Here is an 18715-nt window from a genome sequence, read left to right as displayed (position 1 = left end):
GCATGGGCGTGCGCCGCCAAGTGCCGATCCAACTTGTCGCGCGGCGGCCACGTTGCTATTCGCGCTATCCATGTTGCCACCGCCCGAAACCTTCCGCGTCACCTCCCCTCGCGTCGCCTGCGACGGTGGCGGCGAGATCGCGCCCGCACTCGGCCATCCGCGCGTCTGGCTCCAGATCGACGAAACCGGCTATGTCGACTGCGGCTATTGCGACCGCCGCTTCATCCTGGCGGGCAGCCCGGCCGATGGCGCGGACCAGTCGACGTTGAAGGATCATGGGGACGGCGCCGGGCGCTGAGATCGACCGAAGGTCGAGCGAATACCAGCGCCCGGCCGGCCGGCGCAGGGCAAGCTCGCCCTTGCCCCGCGACCGACGACGCGGCTTCGCCGCGGCGCGCCCGACCCCCCTGTCCTACACGCCCGCAACCTGACAGGCTACCGCACGTTCCTTGAATCGTGCAGCCCTCACCTCTGCACCCGCGCGTTGCCGGTCGTCCGGTGATCGTGCAATCCAACACGTATGGGACAACTCCACACCTCGGCAGTTTCGCTCGGCTTCTTCGGCGACGATCTCGATCCAGTAGAGATTACGCAGGCGCTCGGCGCGACACCCACCGTCGGCGTCAGGAAAGGCGACCCTTGGCACACCGCCACCGGCGCGGAGAAAATCGCCACCCGGGGCCAGTGGCGGCTGGTATCCGAACGCCGCCAGCCCGGTGATCCCGATGGTCAGATCAACGACTTGCTCGATCGCCTGTCGGATGATCTGCCCCGGTGGCGCTCGCTGGCCGGGCGGTATCGCGGACGGATTTTCTGCGGCCTGTTCCTCGCCAGCGGCAACGAGGGTGTGACCTTCCAGCCGGAAACGCTAACCAGGACCGGCGAGCGCGGCCTGCTGCTCGACCTCGATATTTACAGCGCGGACGACCCCCACTGACACCAGCCCGTCGGTCGGAAAAGCACGCGATTGCGATGACTCGCCATCCCGGGATCACCCGCCGGCGGAATGATCCGGCCCTTGGCGAACGACCGGCGTGTAACCTTTGGCCCCGGCAAAATCGTGCGAACCTGACCAGACAACCTGACCGCGCACCCCGCCGGACACCTCGGTTAGTGTAAACTTTGCCGCCCCATTCCCCCACACTCCCGCCGCCCTATATTGGGTAAATGACCCCAACCGACCCCCGCTCGTACCTCTATTCCGGCGACCTCGATCCCGCCGCCGCGCTACGCGCCACGCAGGCTACGCTCGCGAACGCAGAGGACGGCGAACTCTACCTCCAGTACCGCCGCTCGGAAGCATTCGGCTTCGACGACGGGCGGCTGAAGACCGCGTCCTACGACACCAACGCCGGCTTCGGTCTGCGCGCGGTGTCGGGTGAGACGACCGCCTTCGCCCATGCCAACGAACTGTCCGAAGCCGCCATCCGCCGCGCCGGCGAAACGATGGCGCTGATCGATCCGGCGAAGGGTGCCAAGGCCCCGCCGCCGCGCGGGAACAACCGCCATCTCTATACCGCCGCCGACCCGCTCGACCTCGTGCCCTTCGCCGACAAGGTGGCGCTGTGTCAGGCGATCGACGCGACCGCCCGCGCCCGCGACCCGCGCGTCTGCCAGGTTTCGGCCAGCCTGCTCGGATCGTGGAGCGTCGTCGAGATCGTCCGCCCCGACGGCTTCGTCGCCACCGACGTCCGTCCGCTCGTTCGCCTCAACGTCTCGATCGTCGTGGAACAGAACGGCCGCCGCGAAACCGGCAGCTTCGGCATCGGCGGCCGCTATCTCTACGATTCGCTGATGGACCCGGCGACGTGGAACCGCGCGATCGACGTGGCGCTCGCCCAGGCGCTGGTGAACCTCGACGCGGTCGCCGCCCCGGCGGGCGAGATGACCGTGCTGCTCAGCCCCGGCTGGCCCGGCATCCTGCTCCACGAAGCGATCGGCCACGGCCTCGAAGGCGACTTCAACCGCAAGGGCACCAGTGCTTTTTCGGGTCGCATCGGCGAGCGCGTCGCCGCCCCCGGCGTGACCGTGATCGACGACGGATCGATCGCCGACCGGCGCGGCTCGCTCTCGATCGACGACGAGGGCACGCCGACGCAGGAAAATGTGCTGATCGAGGACGGCATCCTCAAAGGCTATATCCACGACCGACTGAACGCGCGGCTGGTGGGCGTCGCCCCCACCGGCAACGGCCGGCGACAGGATTTCGCCCATGCGCCGATGCCGCGCATGACCAACACCTTCATGACCGCCGGCAACGACGATCCGGCCGAGCTGCTCTCGCGGGTGAAGAACGGCATCTTCGCCAAATCCTTCGGCGGCGGGCAGGTCGACATCGTCTCGGGCAAGTTCGTGTTCTCCTGCACCGAGGCGTACCGGGTCGAGAACGGCCGGATCGGCGCCCCGATCAAGGGTGCGACGCTGATCGGCGACGGCCCCAGCGTGCTGACCAAGGTGCTCGGCGTCGGCAACGATTTCGCGCTCGACGAAGGCATCGGCATGTGCGGCAAGGCCGGGCAATCGGTCCCCGCCGGCGTCGGCCAGCCGACATTGCTGGTCGGCGGGTTGACCGTCGGCGGCACCGCCTGATGGCGCTGGTCGAACTCGGCCGCTTTCCCCGCGTCGAGGCGCAGATCATCGTCGGCCGGCTAACAAGCGAAGGATTGCCCGCGATCGCCTTCGACAGCGAAACCAGTTTCGCCGAGGGGAGTTGGTTGCTGGTCCCGGTGCGCGTCATGGTCGACGAGGATGACCTCGCTGCTGCCCGCGCGTTGCTGGCCGATCCTGCCTGAAAAATAGGCAACTCTGCCGCGTTGCACAATTTTACCGCTTGGTAACGATTGAGGCAGCGGCGGAACCGCCCGAAACGCGCCGTTCTTGCGGTTGGCACGCCCCTTGCGATGTAGCCGCCTAAGGGAAACAAGCGACGAGGGGGCGACATGAAACTAGTCATCGCCATCATCAAGCCGTTCAAGCTGGATGAGGTACGCGAAGCGCTGACCGAGATCGGGGTCGCGGGCATGACCGTGACCGAGGTCAAGGGATTCGGCCGGCAGAAGGGCCAGACCGAAATCTATCGCGGCGCGGAATACAGCACCAACATGGTGCCCAAGATCAAGATCGAGGTCGTCTGCGACAGCGACATCGCAGCGCGCGTCGTGGAGGCGGTGCAGGTCGCCGCCAACACCGGCGCGATCGGCGACGGCAAGATCTTCGTGCTCGACGTCGGCCAGGCGGTGCGCATCCGCACCGGCGAAACCGATCTGACCGCTTTGTGATGGGGGGCATCATGAAACATCCAATGAAATTGCTGGCCGGTGCCGGCCTCGGCCTGTTTGCCGCGCTGCCCGCATGGGCGCAGGATGCCGCACTTCAGGCACCCGCCGCCGCACCGGCGGCAACCGTCGACAAGGGCGATACCGCCTGGATGATGGTGTCGACCATCCTCGTGCTGATGATGATCCTGCCCGGCCTCGCGCTGTTCTACGGCGGACTTACCCGCACCAAGAACATGCTGTCGGTCATGACGCAGATCGGCGCGGTCAGCGCGCTCGCGATGCTGCTGTGGGTGATGTACGGCTATTCGCTCGCCTTCGGCCCCGACGTGTCGAGCGCGACGCTGGCCAATTTCATCGCCAGCCCGGCCAAGGCGTTCCTCGCCGGGGTCACGCCGGCCTCGCAGGCGGCGACCTTCACCGCCGGGGTCGAAATCCCCGAATATGTCTTCATCTGCTTCCAGATGACCTTCGCCGCGATCACCATCTCGCTGGTGCTTGGCTCGGTCGTCGAGCGGATCAAGTTCGCGGCGGTCATGGTCTTCGCGATCGTGTGGCTGACGATCACCTACCTGCCGATCGCGCACATGGTGTGGGCATCGAGCGGCTATTTCTTCAAGGCGGGCGCGCTCGACTTCGCCGGCGGCACCGTGGTCCACATCAACGCCGGCGTCTCGTCGCTGGTGCTGGCGGTGCTCCTCGGCAAGCGCCTCGGCTTCCCGACCGAGCGCATGGCACCGCACTCGCTGACCCTCACCATGGTCGGCACCGGGCTGCTGTGGGTGGGCTGGTTCGGCTTCAACGCCGGCTCGGCGCTCGAAGCCAACGGCACCGCCGGCCTCGCCATGATTAACACCTTCGTCGCCACCGCATCGGCCGGCCTGTTCTGGATGCTTGCCGAGAAGTTCTCGGGGCATAAGGGTTCGGCACTGGGCTTCTGCTCGGGGATCATCGCCGGCCTCGTCGCGGTCACCCCGGCAGCGGGTAACTCGGGTCCGTTCGGCGCGATCGTGCTCGGTGCCGTCGCCTCGGTCGTCTGCTTCTTCGCCGTCACCGTTGTGAAGCCCAAGCTTGGCTATGACGACTCGCTCGACGCCTTCGGCATCCACGGGATCGGCGGCATCATCGGCGCGATCGGCACGGCGGTGGTCTATGCCCCGTCGCTCGGCGGACCGGGTGCGGCGGACTATGACATGGGCGCCAAGCTCGGCGTGCAGGTCTTCGCGGTGCTCGTCACCATCGTCTGGGCCGCCGTCGGCACCACCATCGCGTGGTTCGTTGCCAAGGCGCTCACCGGTGGCCGTGTCTCGAAGGAAGTCGAACTGGAAGGTCTCGACCTCGGCGAACACGGCGAACGCGCCTACAACATCTGATCTTTCTTTCGGGTGGCGGGGCGACCTTCCCCCACCCGACCAACAGTTTCCTCCTGCGGAAAAACACTGGGCCGGTGCGGCGACGCACCGGCCCTCTTTTTTATTGGCGGCCGCTGGCCTAGGCCGGCGCAACCCTACGCCGTGAAGCGAAAGACCCCGACGATGCGCCACCCCGAACACCAGTATCTCGATCTGCTGGGGCAGGTGCTGGACCATGGCGACGAACGGATCGACCGCACCGGGGTCGGCACCCGCTCGGTCTTCGGCGCGATGCTGCGTTTCGATCTGAGCCAGGGGCAGGTGCCGATCCTGACGACCAAGCGCGTCTACTGGAAAACGGCGGTCCGCGAGATGCTGTGGTTCCTGACCGGCAACACCAACATCCAACCGCTGCTGCGCGACAACGTCCGCATCTGGACCGACTGGCCGCTCGCCGCCTATCGCCGCGACACCGGCGAGACGATCACGCAGGAAGCGTTCGAACAACGCATCGTCGAGGACGACGCCTTCGCCGCGCGCTGGGGCGACCTGGGGCCGGTATACGGCAAGCAATGGCGCCGCTGGCTAGGCAGCGACGGCCGCGAACACGACCAGATCGCCGACCTCGTCCACGCGCTGCGCACCAATCCGGCGAGCCGGCGGATGCTGTTCCACGGCTGGAACGTCGGCGAGCTGGGCCAGATGGCGCTGCCGCCGTGCCACATGGTGTACCAGTATCACGTCACCTCGGACGGCCGCCTCAACTGCCTGTTGTTCCAGCGCTCGGTCGACCTGCTGCTCGGCGCACCGTTCAACTTCGTCGGCGCGACCGCGCTGCAACTGATGCTCGCCGATCAGGCCGACCTGCGACCGGGGGAACTGGTGTGGGTGGCGGGGGATGCGCACCTGTACCTGAACCATCTCGACCAGGCGCGCGAGCAATGTGGGCGGGAGCCGAGGGCATTACCGACGATGCGGCTGGCGCGGCGGGCGGCGGGGATCGATGGCTATGCGATCGGGGATTTCGTTGTGGAGGGATATGCTCCCCATGCGGCGATCCGGGGCGAGGTGGCGGTGTGAGTCGTCTTTCAGTCTGGTTGATCAGAACTTAAATCCTAACGGTGATGACCACTACCGGCACCGACTGTGAACAAGTCTCGACATATTATTTCATATTGATCTCTATTAGCAGCCTTATCCAATGAACTCAGGCACTATGATATCGGCCAGCCAAACCAAATCATTACCACGGTAAAAGGGAACGCCTGACTTGTATGCCTCATCCGCCTGAATATGCAAGATTATCGGGTCTTCGGCCTTGCGCCTGCCAACCTGCTTAGCAGTAACCTTGTCGGTTGATAGGTGGACATACTGCCGCCCCATCGGCTTCAGCCCTTCTTCCCGTATCAGCCTTGCGGTTTCAGGGGCCGTGCCATGAAACAATACGGCAGGTGGCTGAGCAGGTTCCTTCATGAGCTTCCGGACGGTCGAATGGCCGTATAGCGCACGGATTCCACCAGCGCGCAGTTCGTGACGTTTTTTGTCCGATTGCTCGATCATCCGCGACAGATCGGCCTCGCTCAAGCCCGCCCAAGCAGGTTTTTCGGCACGAAGCGCGGCAAGCAGGGCATCCACGGACACCCACCCACTATCGTCCAGTTCCAGCTCATACAGCCACGGCTCGTGGCGAAGAGCATGTGAGACGACGCGGCTCAAAGGGGTTAAGTCCACGATCCGCGCTCCTCTTCGAGAGCCTTCCAAGATGCTGCGACAACTTCAATACAGCCCGACCCATCTAGATACATCAGATAATGATGAAGCTCCCATACCTCACCACTCCGCTTTCGCCTATCTCTTGTTTCGAGTAGAATCTCGTTTACCCAATCCGATTCCTCTATCTCGACCAGAACATCATATGCATCTTTAATATGCCAAGGAGTGCATGCGATTTGAGCACGAGTCTTCTTTGCCTTGACATTGCTAAAAACTATTCCAGATTTCAATTCAACATTGCCTTTCAGATATCCATATCTTACAATATTTCCGCATAAAACCGCGTCATCGACAAAATCGGTCGATGGAACTGGTATTTTATACAAGGCAGTTCGGTTAGTCATACTAGTGTCGCCCGCTTCCTGGTCGAACTGTAGGCGTTCCTTGAGGCCCCAGCTTGTTGCGGCTCAGTTGGCCGCTTAGCAGTTCCTCGAAAAACGCATCTCCTGTTCTATTGACGCCGTTCCATTGGCTTCTCTGCACACCTGCTTGTTCGAGTGCCTGTGCGGACCGCGTGTTCAGTATGATAGGTTTACCCTCGCGAACTATATAATCAAGCGGCACATCAGAAGGCGAGATGCGGCCAGCACGAATATCACTAGCCACATCGCTTACCCTCCGACCAGCAAATGCCCCTTCCTCACTGAAAGTAGCCTTGAAAGATTTCTGGGCGAAATTAGCCTCACCCAGCACTGCCCTCTCTGCGGCAAGCAGTGGGGACTTAAACGTCAACCGGGGCGAACTAGTGCCCATGTCAAAGAGCGACGCAATCCTGAAATTCGTTATCTTTGATGAATGCGCCACCCCACCTGTGCCGACTGCCGCGACCGAAACGACACTGGGCACACCGGTAATTACTTCTCCGCCGATTTCACCCAGCACACTGAGACGAAGCGCATTGGAGTAAGCAAACCCGCGTATCCCGGACATGGCCATGCGCGCACCCGAAAGCACGATCGGCGCACCCGCCGCAGCCAGCCCGCTCAGCACGATCGGAGCCGCAAGGGCGATGCCGACCTGCCGATCGAACGATGCGAGGTCGGCGTTGGCCTTGACCATTACCGTCGTGTTCTCTACCCAATGGTACTTACCCTTGGTCTCTTGATAGTGTCCGAAGCTGGTCGCGTTCCGGTCCCAATGGTCACCGAAATTACCTATGGCGATGGGTCCGGTGTATCCCTTGTGGTCTCCATCCAATATCGTACCGTTGACGATGTTGGTGCTTTGCGCTGCTTCAGATGCAGCCTGTGATGCTACATCGTAGCTATTGCCGTGGAGTATTTTCAATAACTGCCGTGCGCTGTCGACGTTACCGTCGGCAAGTGTCAGTGCCGTCTGGATACGACTGGCTTGAGCGATGTCCTCAAGCGAAGTTTCCTCCACGGCGTAACTGCTATTGTCCGCGTAACTGCCGTCATCTTGACTAACGGCGGCTGTCGATTCCACCGTTACCGCCGCCTGCCGCGCCACCGCATTCCCGACCAGCCGCCCGACGGTCGTCCCGATCACGTCGGGCAACACGGCCAGCACATTGTCGCCGAAGCTCTTGCCCGTCACCGCCGCGCGGATCGCGGCACCGGCGATCGTCGCGGCCGATCCCGACACGATCTGCCGGCCGGTCGAGGTGTTCGATCCGCTGATCCCCTGCCCGACACCGCCGGCGACACCGGCGACGGCAAGCCCCGCCCAGTCGAACTTCTTCTGGAGGCCGAACGCCATCGACGCACCCTGCGTCAGGACGTTGCCGAACGCCCCGCGCACGCCGCCTTCGAGAAACGCCGAGACGCCCTTCGTCGCATTCAGGATACCGGCACCGCCGATGCCCCCGCCGATGCCCCCGCCGATCGCCGCCAGCGCGACACTGCTCCAGTTGAAGCGGTCCTGCAGGCCGGTCATGAATGCCAGCCCCTGACCCGCGATCGAACCGGCCGCGCCAGCGATCGAACCGCCGATGACTCCCGCGCCGATCGCCGCAGCCGAGCCGCTCGCGGCAGTCGTACCACCAAGAAGAGCAGTCAGCCCGGTGGCACCTGTGGCTGCGGTACCCCCGATAATCGCCGGCGCGAGATACACCGCCGCCACGATCGCGACCGCCGCGACCAGCACCGCGCCCAGGCCACCGCACTTGTTGCGCCGCCCCTTGGGCACCGCCGCCGTCGGGCTGGTGTCGCCGATCGCCGATGCCGGGTCGTAGGGCTCGAACGTCGTCGCGCCGTTGGCCACGCGCAGGACGTTCGGCGGGATCGTCAGCCGCTGCCCCTCGAACAGCGCGGCACCGGCGCCCAGCCCATTGGCCTCGCCCAGCTTGTACCACAGGCTCGCATCGCCCCACAGTTGCCGGGCGATATCGCCCAGCGTCTCGCCACCGCGCACCGTGTAGCTGCCCGCCGCCGAGCCTTGCGACACGCTGTTGATGACGTCCGCGCCCTGCCCGCCCTGCATGTGACTCTCGCCGGAGAGCGCGCCGTTCCGGAAAGCATTCGTCCCCTGCACCGCCCGCCGCCGGTCGAGCGAGGTCTGATAATCGACCGCGTCGGTGCCGTCGTTGCCGATCTCCAGTTGCTGCTGGCCGTCGAAGCGGTAGGTGACGGCGCGCGGATCGCCCTTGCCCGTGTTCCCGTCCTGCTCGCGCCGCTCCAGCACCTGTCCGGCGAGATCGTTGCGATAGGATACGGTACGCGAACGCGCATCGGTGATCGCGACCGACGTCAGCGTGCCGGAGACGTCGTAGCCATAGCTGCTGGTGCGGTCGGTCTTGTCCTTCTGCTTCGTGACCGTCGAGGCCGTCACCGCACCGCCGTACCACCCGACATAGCTCTGCGTCGTCGCCTCATACTCGAACTTGCCCTCCTCGGTGATCTCGCTCGACGAGGCGTTCGCGTTGGTCGAAGCGATGGTAAAGGTCTTCACCAACTGCGTCAGAACCGTGCCCAGCGCATATTCGCCGCCGCGCGTGTAGCTGTTGAAGCTGTTCGTCCGGCGGATGACATTGCTGACATCGCGCGTGACGCTACTTTCCCAGGCGAAACGGCCGAACGCATCGTAATGCGTCTGCCGGTCGTGGATGACCCGCGAGCCGTCGCCGGACCATTCGACCTGACGCCGCATACGACCCAGTTCGTCATAGGTATAGCGTGCGGTCAGACGTCCCGGAGCGGTGGGATCGATGCCGGTCGCCGTGCCGTCGCCATTGTCGGAATAGCCGGATTCGGCGATCCGAACTTCGGACAAGGTTCCCTGCGCAGTATAGGTATAGTCTTCCCGACGCTTCCCCTCGAACGAAGTCTCGATGCTCGACTGACGATCATCATAATCCCATGGATTGTTGACCGTCGCCGGCAACCAGATCGCATAGGTTGCCGTCACCCGTTGCCCGGCGTCGTTGTACAGCGTGTCGACGCTCTTCCCCTGGATCGTCGTGCCGTCGGGATTGCGTTTGCTGCTGTGAACTACCCGGTTACGATGATCGTAGCGGAACCACTCGTTCGTTTCGAAGCTCGCATATTCATTCCCCTGATCGTTGAGCCCCTTCGACGCCGTTTTCGTGCTGCGGATGTTGCCGACCGCGTCATAGCGATGCGTTATCGATGCGGCCGGGGCGTCGCGGCCACTGCCCGCCTCGATCCAGCTCGTCCGGCGTCCCAGCGCATCATAGGTCGAGGTCGCGTTCTGCGTCTGGATCTTCGTTCCCGCTTCCCACCGCCACGATTTCTCGCTGGTCTTGCGACCGTTCAGGTCGTAGCCGGCCGTCGTTTCCATCGAATCCGACCGGGGGCCGTAGGGTTCGACCTCCTGACGAAGCACGCGGCTGACGACGCCGGTGTTGAGCGTTTCGTAGATGGTTTCGCGCAGCACCGCGCCGCTGGAACTCGCCTTGCGGAGTTCACTCGTGAGCCGGCCACCATAGTCATAGCCATACACGTTCGCCCCCCCGCCCATGTCGACCGTCTCGAGCGTGCGATCGAAGCGGTCGGTCCGGGTGATGGTCGTCTTGCCGTTGGCGTAGGTCGCCGTCTCCGCCCATCCGCCTTGCTGCGCGAAATGGCTGACGCCGATCGAATCCGCCCATGCCCGCGTGGTCGAAACAGTATCGGCCCCCGCCCCGCCGAGCGCGCGGGTCCAGATCGTGCGCCCCTGCATATCATATTGGGTAAGCGCGGCCTTGTCCTCGCCATAGCCGACGTTCCAGTGCTTGATGCGCTGGCCAAGCTGGTCGTAGCGGTAATATTCGCGGATGTTGCCCGGACGATAGACGGCGGTGAGCCGGCCCATGGCGTCATAGTCCATGGCGGTTTCGTTGTTCAGTTCGTCGATGCTTCTGCGCAGGTCGCCGAACCCGTCGTAACGCTGGACCAGCACGCCCCGGCCGGGGCCGTTCGCCCATGTCCGCGTCGCGATCGCCTCGCTGCCGGCATAGCCGGTCCCCGCCAGCAATTCGCGGCTCTGCCACCGGCCCAGCGCATCCTCGCTGCCGATCAGCCGGCCCGAGCGGTCGTGGAAGTTGCGTTCCTGCGGGCGCACCAGCGCCATCGTTCCGTCTTCGCCGTACGCTTCGACCTGCGCCCGCCGCACGGTCGCGACGCGACCCATCGTATTGTAGCCGTAGTCTGTCCGGTTGCCGAGGAAGTCGGTTTCGAACGCGACCTCGCCAAACGCGGTATAGCCGAGCGAACGCGAGCGGCCGGTCGTCGTGGCCCCGGTCTGGGCGAAGGGCTCGCTGCTTCCGAGCAACAGGCCACGCGCGTCGTGGAACTGGAACGTCAGGTGCAGCCCGCCGACGTTCTGCGCGCCGATCATGCTGCCGCCGCCCCGCGCGACCTCCATCGCCTGGTCCTGCGTCTTGTCGAGCAGGTCCTCGCGCGTCAGATTGGCGATCGTCAGCGTCTGACGTCCGGCAGCGTCATAGACATAGTAGCGCCAGACGCCGTCGCCGGTGTTGCTTGCCGCCAGTCGCCCGGCGCCATCGTAGCGGAAGCTTTCCTGAAACTTGGTGCTGGCCGCCGTGCCGACGCCGCGTGCCGCAACCTCGCCAAAGCCGTTGTAGCGCGAACGGACGGTATCGCCGCGCGCCCATTGCGATCCGTCCCAGCTCCCCTTGGCCTCGCTGGTCACGCGACCGAGGATGTCGCGGGTGTAGAAAATGCCCTCGGCCTTGTCGCTGCTGCCCGCAGCGTCGATCGTCGTCCGGGTATAGGCTTGCCGTAGCAGGTCGCCGGCGACGTTGTAGTAATAGCTGGTGGTGGCCCCCGCCGCATCGGTCATCGATGACAGCAGCGATCCGGGACCATAGGCATAGGTCGTGACGCGGGCGCTGACGCCCGCGCTGCCGTGCTGCTCGGTCCGCACGAGATTGCCGACCGCGTCGTAGAAATAGCTTACCGCCGGATTGACCGTCTGCCCCGCGGCGTCGGCATAGGCCGCGCGCGATTCATACCGCAGCCGCCCCGACATATCATGGGCGTAGCGGGTTTCCTCGCCGGTCGCCTCGGTCTTGGCATAGACCTGTCCCAGCGCGGTATAGTCGTAGCGGATGCTCTGGTCGCGCGCGGCCACCTCGACGATGCCACCATTGCCATTGGTCGCATAGGCGACGACGCCGTGGCGCGTTTCCTTCGTACGCCGGCCGTTGCAGTCATAGGTGAAGCTGGTGACCCGGTCGTCGCCCGACTGGTCGGCGGGGGTGATGACGCCCGGCGCGACCTGCGTGGCGGCAGTGGCATAGCGCCGCTCCTGCACCACGTTCGATTCCGCATCATATTGCCATTCGGTGACGAACCGCTCGCCATCGGCCTGGCGGAGCTTGCGGTTCGCCCGGTCATAGGTCGAATGGAGCGTGATCCCCGCGCCGTCGGTCGACGACAGGACGTTGCCGTTCGCGTCGTAGACATAGCTCGTGCGGAGATTGCCGATGGCCGTCTGGTACGCCCCCGGACCGCCCGCGCCCCAACGGACACCGACCATTTCCTGCCATTGCAGCCGGTTCAACTGGTCATAGCCGAACCGCGTCTCGCGCACGTCCGATCCCGATACCGGTGTCGGCGGCACCCCGCGCGCATCGGCGGGCAGCGCGATCGGCTTTTCGTACACCTTGGCCGACATGACGTTGCCCATCTTGTCGTAGGTCCAGGTCGACAGCGTGCCGACCGGGTTCGCCTCGGCGATCTTGCGGTTCAGCGCGTCGTACCACGCCAGCGTACGCCCGCCGCGCGCATCGATCCGTTCGATCGCATTGCCGCGTCGGTCATAGATCGTGCGCTCGACCGGTGCCGTCGCCGGCTGGAAATGATAGGTGGTCGGATCGACCGTGCTGAACGTATCGCCGCGCGTCTCGATCAGGCGATCGGCCTTGTCGTAGACGAGGGTGGTGAAGCGCTGCTCGGGAAGTCCCGCCGCCTCGATCCGCCGGGTCAGATTGCCGCGGGCGTCATATTGCAGCCAGCTTACCGTGCCACCGGTCGACTGGAGCGGCATGGTGGAGGCAGCGGCGGCACCGCGCCGCGCTTCGTACGCCATGCCGTATTCGCGATAGTGCTTCAGCGGGTCGATCTGTGCGGCGGCGACGTCGGAATAGGTGCTGAGATAATAGGCCGGATCGAAGAAGGCGTTGGGGCGGCGTCCTTCCTTCCAGCCGTGGTTCGTCCAGTGCGCGCGAAGACCATTGTCGTCCACGCCCGCCAGATCGGGATAGGTCGTGCGATAGAACGCTACATCCAGTTCGGCGATCGACACATCGGCGGCACGGCGCGTCCCGTCCGGGGCGCTCGATCCATGCGCCGTCGTTTCCCCGACCATCAGTCCGCGACGGTCATAGGAACGCCGGACGATACCGCCGACCTTGTTCTGCACTTGCACGACATTGCCGAAACCGTCGTACCAGCGATGTTCGGAAAAACCCTCGGCATCGGTGGTGACGATCACCTGCCCGCGCTTGTCGTAGCGGAAGCGGGTCGTAGCATCGCGCGCGTCGCTGGCGACGGTCGGCCGATCGGTCGGCGAGGCGGCGTTGGTCGCCCGGCTGGCGCGGCGCGTGACCTGTGCGATTTCGCCAAAGGCGGTGTAGCTGGTTTCGGTGACGTAATTCTCGGCGTCGCGTACCGCGACGACCCGGTCGAGCTTGTCGTAATAGCGCAGCGTCGCATTGCCCCGCGCATCGGTCGCGCGGACGACATTGTCGAAGGCGTCATATTCGAAGACGCTTCGCCCGTTCAGCGCATCGACCGTCGCAGTGCGCCGCCCGGCGCGGTCATATTCGTGGCGGGTCGTCCGGCCGAGCGGGTCGGTTTCGGCGGTCAGATTGCCCAGACCGTCATATTCGAACTGCGTCGTCGCCGCATCGCTACTGCCGGCGGCATCGATCCGTTGCCGCACGCGACCGGCACCGTCGTAATCATACCATGTCGTGACCTGACCGGCCGACGCGAAGGGCGTGATCTCATATTGCAGCACGCCGGTCGCGCCATAGAAGCGGCGGGTGCGGTTGCCTTCGCCATCGGCCTGCTCGACCAGCCGGCCGAGCGCGTCATAGACGAAGTGGTTCGCCGTGGCCGGATTGCCGAGCGTCGCGGCAAGGGTGGCGACGGTTGCGGCGTCATCGATCGATACCTGCGTATCCCAGCGCATCGTGCGCAGCACGCGGCCATCGGCGTCATAATCATTGCCGGTGACATAGCCTTCGCCATCGACGGTGAAGCGCACCTGCCCCGCCGCATTGCGCAACGTGCGGACGGTCCGGTCGCCGCCATTGGCGTTGCCGCGCGCCCACTGGTCCATCTCGGCCTTGGACGGTAACGATCCGGTCGGGCGACGCTGTGCATACACCGTCGATCGCACCTGCTGTCCGGCCGCGTCATAGCCGATGCCGGCAACGGTGCCCTCGGCATCGATGGTATAGGCGAGCCGTCCGGCACGATCGTACACGGCATGGCTCGTCCGGTTGCCGGGCAAGGTGCCGAGACCCTGCTGCGCGATCGCATCCCGCACCGTCACGAAATCATAGGCGTTCAGCGCACCGACCGACCGTTCGTACACGATGGTCTGGACCGGACCGCTGGGCGAGGTAACGCTCTGCCCGCTGTCGTAGCGATATTCGGTGAGCCGGCCCGCGCCATCCGTCCTGAAGCGGAGCAGCCCCTGATTGTCATAAATGTAGCGTTCGTCGTGATCGAGGCCATCGGGGCCGACGCTCGCCGCCAGTTCGGCATAGCTTCCCGACTGGCGCAGGTTGGCCGCCGTTACCTTCGACGGACGCAATTCGCGCGTCTTGCGCCCGGCGGCATCATATTCGTACCGGGTCAGATACCCCTCGCCGTCAAGTGCGCCGATCAGCCGCCCCGCCCGGTCATAGAAGTTGCGCGAAACCGAATCGGTGGCACTGACTGGCGGCCGGACCAGACCGGTCGGAGGATTGTTGCGAAACGGCCAGACCGTATCCACGCTCAGCCGGTTGCGATACGCGCGGGTCCACGCCACCTGCTGGTTGGCGGCATAGCCATATTCGACGACCGTGCCGGCCCCGTCGACCCGTCCGGTCAACCGACCGGTGGCATCATAGACATTCCAGACGATGACATCTTGGCTATGATGATCCGGCCGCAGCGTGCCGATGTCGATCGCGGCACCGCTCGCCAGCGTATTCAGGTGGTTGGCAGCGACCGTGAAGGCATGCTGGATCGTCGCGGTCAGTTGCCCGGCGATATTGTAGCGATATTCGGTCATCTGCCCGCCGTGGCCGATGTCGGCGACCTTGCGGCCGGCGGCATCGTACAGCCAGTAGCTGGCGTTGCCCGACGCATCGACGCGCATGCGCGGGCGGCCGAGCGTGTCGTACACGAACGTCTCGGCGCCGCTCGTCATGAAGCTGCCCGACCGGTTGCTGGCGATCAGTTCGCCGGCACGGTTGTAGGTCGACACGGTGGTCAGCCCGGTCGCCACCGCCATGATCGTGCGCGAATTGCGATCGTCGAACACGATCCGCGTCGTCGCGCCGCTCGCGTCGGTCGAGGCGATCAACCGCCCCAGACCGTCGTACACGAAGCTTTCCTGCGCCGGCAGGACGGTCGGATCGCCCGCCCCGCTGCCGACCAGGATCGGCGCACCGCCGGGCGAACCCCAGCCCGACAGGCTGTCGCCGGTGAAGGTGTCGACCTGCGCGGGCTGGCCCACGCGGACGCTGTCGATCGTATAGGCTTCGTTCGACACCGCCTCGTCGAGCGTCGCGCCGAAGCCGACCCGCAACGAACCGCCGGTCCCCTCGACCTCGATCTGGACGTGGTAGCTCAGTTCCTCCCAGTCGGGAGTGGTGGTGACGAAACGTTCCTCGCCCAGCGGCGTGATGCGATAGGTGCCGCGCAGGCCGCCGACATCGAAGCTGCCGTTCGCCATGTTCGCACCCGGCCCCCAATAGGCGCGGGGCACGAAATCGAACATCCGCGTGCCGTTGAGGAATACCGACAGCCTCTCACCGTCCCAGCTATCGGTCTTGGTGAAGTCGAAATCGACATTCGCCTTGGGCTGCCCGGCGTTCAGGCCATAGGTCTTGGACAGCGCTTCCGCCCCGCCGCTGCCGCCGATCAGTCCCAGCGACGCGCTCATTCCCGAGCTTTGGCCGCGCTGCACCGGCAGGATCGGCGCGGGCGATCCGTTCAGCGTCCAGCCGGCGGGCGACCCGTTCTCGAAATCGTCGAACGCTCCGTCCTGCGTGACGACGATATTGTCGATGCCGAAGGATTCATCCGCCCGCTCCTGATCGAGCGTCGAACCAAGGCCCAGCGTGATCCCCCCACCGGCTCCTCGCAGATCAAGGTGCAGACGATAGACCCGGTCGCTGAAGTTCCCCGCACCGGCGACATGCAAATCCTGCCCGGGCGAAATGATCGACCAGGTGCCAGTCACGCCGCCGACCGATAACTGCCCCGACAATGCATCGACGCCGGTTCCCAAAGCCGTTTCCGGCACGAACGAGAAGGCGGCCGTGCCGTTCAGATACACCGTCATCTGCTCGCCGTCCCAACTGTCGAGCTTGATGAGATCGGCATCGATCGCGGTTCGTGCGCTTGCCGGGTTGAGCGTGTAGCGCTTGCTCAGCGTCTGCCCGCCGGTGCGGATGCCCGCTTCCTGCAAAAAGCGTCCCAGCCGCCCTTCCTGCGCCTCCTGAAGCCAGCCACGCCCGTTCACCCGGCCGATCAACTGGCCGGCACGATCGTACTGGAAAGTGGTGTAGCTGTAGCCGTCCGCGCCGCTGCCGTAGCCGTTCGATCCGGTCGTGCCGTAACGGACCTCCGAGTTCAGATTGCCCTGCGCATCATAGGTATAGGCGGCGACCATCGCGCCGCTCCGGTCCTGCGCGTTCATCCAGTTCTGCATGTCGGTCAGGCTCGGCGTACCGGTCGGCCCGAACCATCCGTTGTCGACCCACTTGTTGGTCATGGTCGCGGTCCATCCGACCTGACCGAAGCCGTTGTAGACATGCTCGGTGACGCCGCCCTCGCCGTCGATGACGTAGGCCAGCCGCTTGGCCGAATCATAGACATAGCGGTTGACCGAAGGACCGCTGTCGGCGGCATAGGCGCCGAACGCCGGTGCCTGGGTCGTCCCGACCGGAACGCGAACGACGGTCGGCTCGACGAGCAGCATATGCCCTTCGCCGGCACCGGCCGACCAGCCATAGAGTTCGATACGCCCCTTCACGGCGTTGGCCGGTACGTCGATGAACGCCGAAACCTTGGTATCATAATATTGCGGTCCGTTGACCGAGGCGATGTCGGTCCCACCGATCACGGCGCCGCTGCTGTCCGACCACCATACCTTCAGCGTCTGGCTGCTGATCGGCGTCCATGCCTCCAGGCCGGTGCCGACGAACAGCCGCTCGCCCCCCTGGACCGCGAAGTTGCTCGATCCGATCGAGATGACCTGTCCCGCCGCGGTGGCCTTGTAATGCCCGCGGATGAAGTTCTTGTTCTGCCAGTTGCCGGTCTGGATCGGACCGTTGGCGATGTGGTGGGGATCATAGGGATAATACCATCCCTCCGACGAGAAGGAGACGGCGGCATTGGGCACCCGGTTGGCGTCGCGCGCTTCGGTCAGCACCTGATTGTCGGCGTTGAACGTCCGCACAACCACGCCGCCATCGGGTTCCAGCGTGGCGACCGCGTTGCCGCGCGTGTCATAGACGTGGCGCGTGGTGCGCCCCGCCGGATCGGTGACGCTCGCCACGTCGCCGCTGGCGGTATAGCTGAACCGCGTGATCTGCTGCGCCTCACCGGCGCTGGCCGGCGGCGCGATCAGCGTGCGCAGCGATCCGTCGGCGTTGTATTCGAACTTCGTCGCCTGTCCGGCAGGATCGGTAACGACCGTCGCGCCGCTGTCATAAGCGATCGTCGTGACGCGGTTGGTCGTGCCCGTTACCGCTTGGGTAATGCGGTTGACCCGGCTCGCCGCGTCGTAATCGAACGCGGTCCACGATCCGTCCGACTGGGTGATCGCCGCCAGATTGCGGGTATTGCCGTGATAGGCATAGGTCGTGACATAAGTGTTGCCATCGCCGGTATAATTGTCGTCGGGGCTGAGATCGACCTCGACCGTCTGCAACCGGTTGAGCGAATCATATCCATAACGGGTGCGTACGGCGGAGGCGGTCAGGCTGGTCGCCACGTCGCGGTAGCCGGTCGTGATCTTGGTGATATTGTTGCCCGACCACTCATAATCGATCGTCCCGCCATCCTCGGTCCTCGTCCGCGTCAGCTTGAGGCCGGAATACGAGAAGCTGATCCTGTTGCCGCTGGGGTCGGCGATCTCGCTGATCTGGTTGTCGGGACCGGCATAGGTTTCGACGATCCGGGTATCGCCATCGGTCCAACGCCACTGCTGATCGAAGCGGATCTGGTCGAATGCCCCGCTCCCCTCGGTCGAGACATAGGCGCTCTCGGCGGTGCTCCATGTGAAGGTCGTGACCGACCCGTCGGCACCGGTGCGCTTCACCGTGCTGCCGGCGGTGTTGACGCTACCGGTCAGCGTATGGATCCGGCGCTGGTTGCTCATCCGCCAGTTGTCGCTGTTGTCGTCGACCCAGTCGCCGTGGCTGTTATAGGTGCGCAGGATCGCCGCGTCGGGACCGCGCCCGACGAGGAAATCGTCGCGCTGGCTGACCGCCAGATTGCCGTTGGCGGCGTTGAGCATCACCTGCTCGCCATTCCGCCCCGTGCCGGCATTGCCGGCGGTGCCGCCCGCCCCCAGCACATTGCCCGAACCGCGCTCGAAACCCGTGCCCGCCCCGGTAAAGATCGCAACCATCGCCCTTGTCCCCGCCCAAGTCGACAC

General features: G+C 64.8%; 9 protein-coding genes. 7 read left to right on the top strand and 2 right to left on the bottom strand.

The genetic code is table 11. The features are described from left to right. Positions 1–70: 70 nt before the first annotated feature. From LRA89_RS01510 to thyA, 7 genes are all read left to right on the top strand, one after another. On the top strand, positions 71–298 hold the full coding sequence (locus LRA89_RS01510; protein WP_056498779.1) for a zinc-finger domain-containing protein: 228 nt from the start codon (positions 71–73) through the stop codon (positions 296–298). Positions 299–520: 222 nt separating this feature from the next. Next, positions 521–937: a DUF4279 domain-containing protein gene (locus LRA89_RS01505; RefSeq protein ID WP_230635852.1), complete on the top strand. Its 417-nt coding sequence runs from the start codon at positions 521–523 to the stop codon at positions 935–937. A gap of 230 nt (positions 938–1167) precedes the next feature. After that, positions 1168–2589, top strand: a complete 1422-nt coding sequence (gene tldD / locus LRA89_RS01500) for a metalloprotease TldD (protein ID WP_230635850.1) — start codon at positions 1168–1170, stop codon at positions 2587–2589. Continuing rightward, positions 2589–2792: a putative signal transducing protein gene (locus tag LRA89_RS01495; RefSeq protein ID WP_055758042.1), complete on the top strand. Its 204-nt coding sequence runs from the start codon at positions 2589–2591 to the stop codon at positions 2790–2792. Before tldD ends, LRA89_RS01495 begins: the two co-directional genes overlap by 1 nt. Before the next feature lie 147 nt (positions 2793–2939). Beyond that, positions 2940–3278 carry a P-II family nitrogen regulator gene (locus LRA89_RS01490; protein WP_230635848.1) on the top strand — a complete coding sequence of 113 codons (339 nt, stop codon included), beginning with the start codon at positions 2940–2942 and terminating at the stop codon, positions 3276–3278. Positions 3279–3289: 11 nt separating this feature from the next. Next, positions 3290–4648 carry an ammonium transporter gene (locus LRA89_RS01485; RefSeq protein WP_230635846.1) on the top strand — a complete coding sequence of 453 codons (1359 nt, stop codon included), beginning with the start codon at positions 3290–3292 and terminating at the stop codon, positions 4646–4648. A gap of 162 nt (positions 4649–4810) precedes the next feature. Further along, a complete protein-coding gene (thyA, locus tag LRA89_RS01480; RefSeq protein ID WP_230635844.1) occupies positions 4811–5707 on the top strand; it encodes a thymidylate synthase in 897 nt (298 codons plus the stop codon). Between the two features lie 114 nt (positions 5708–5821). Here the strand turns inward: thyA and LRA89_RS01475 are convergent, their stop codons facing one another. Then, positions 5822–6358 (bottom strand): RNA 2'-phosphotransferase, encoded by a 537-nt coding sequence (locus LRA89_RS01475; protein WP_230635842.1) that lies wholly within the window; start codon positions 6356–6358, stop codon positions 5822–5824. 387 nt (positions 6359–6745) lie between these two features. Then, complete coding sequence (locus tag LRA89_RS01470) at positions 6746–18688, bottom strand: LysM peptidoglycan-binding domain-containing protein (RefSeq protein ID WP_230635840.1); 11943 nt, start codon at positions 18686–18688, stop codon at positions 6746–6748. Positions 18689–18715: the final 27 nt, after the last annotated feature.

This window comes from Sphingomonas sp. Leaf4, assembly GCF_920939515.1.
GTDB lineage: Bacteria > Pseudomonadota > Alphaproteobacteria > Sphingomonadales > Sphingomonadaceae > Sphingomonas.
Note: the sequence above shows the minus strand (reverse complement) of the source record. Positions and strands in the feature narration are given on the sequence as shown.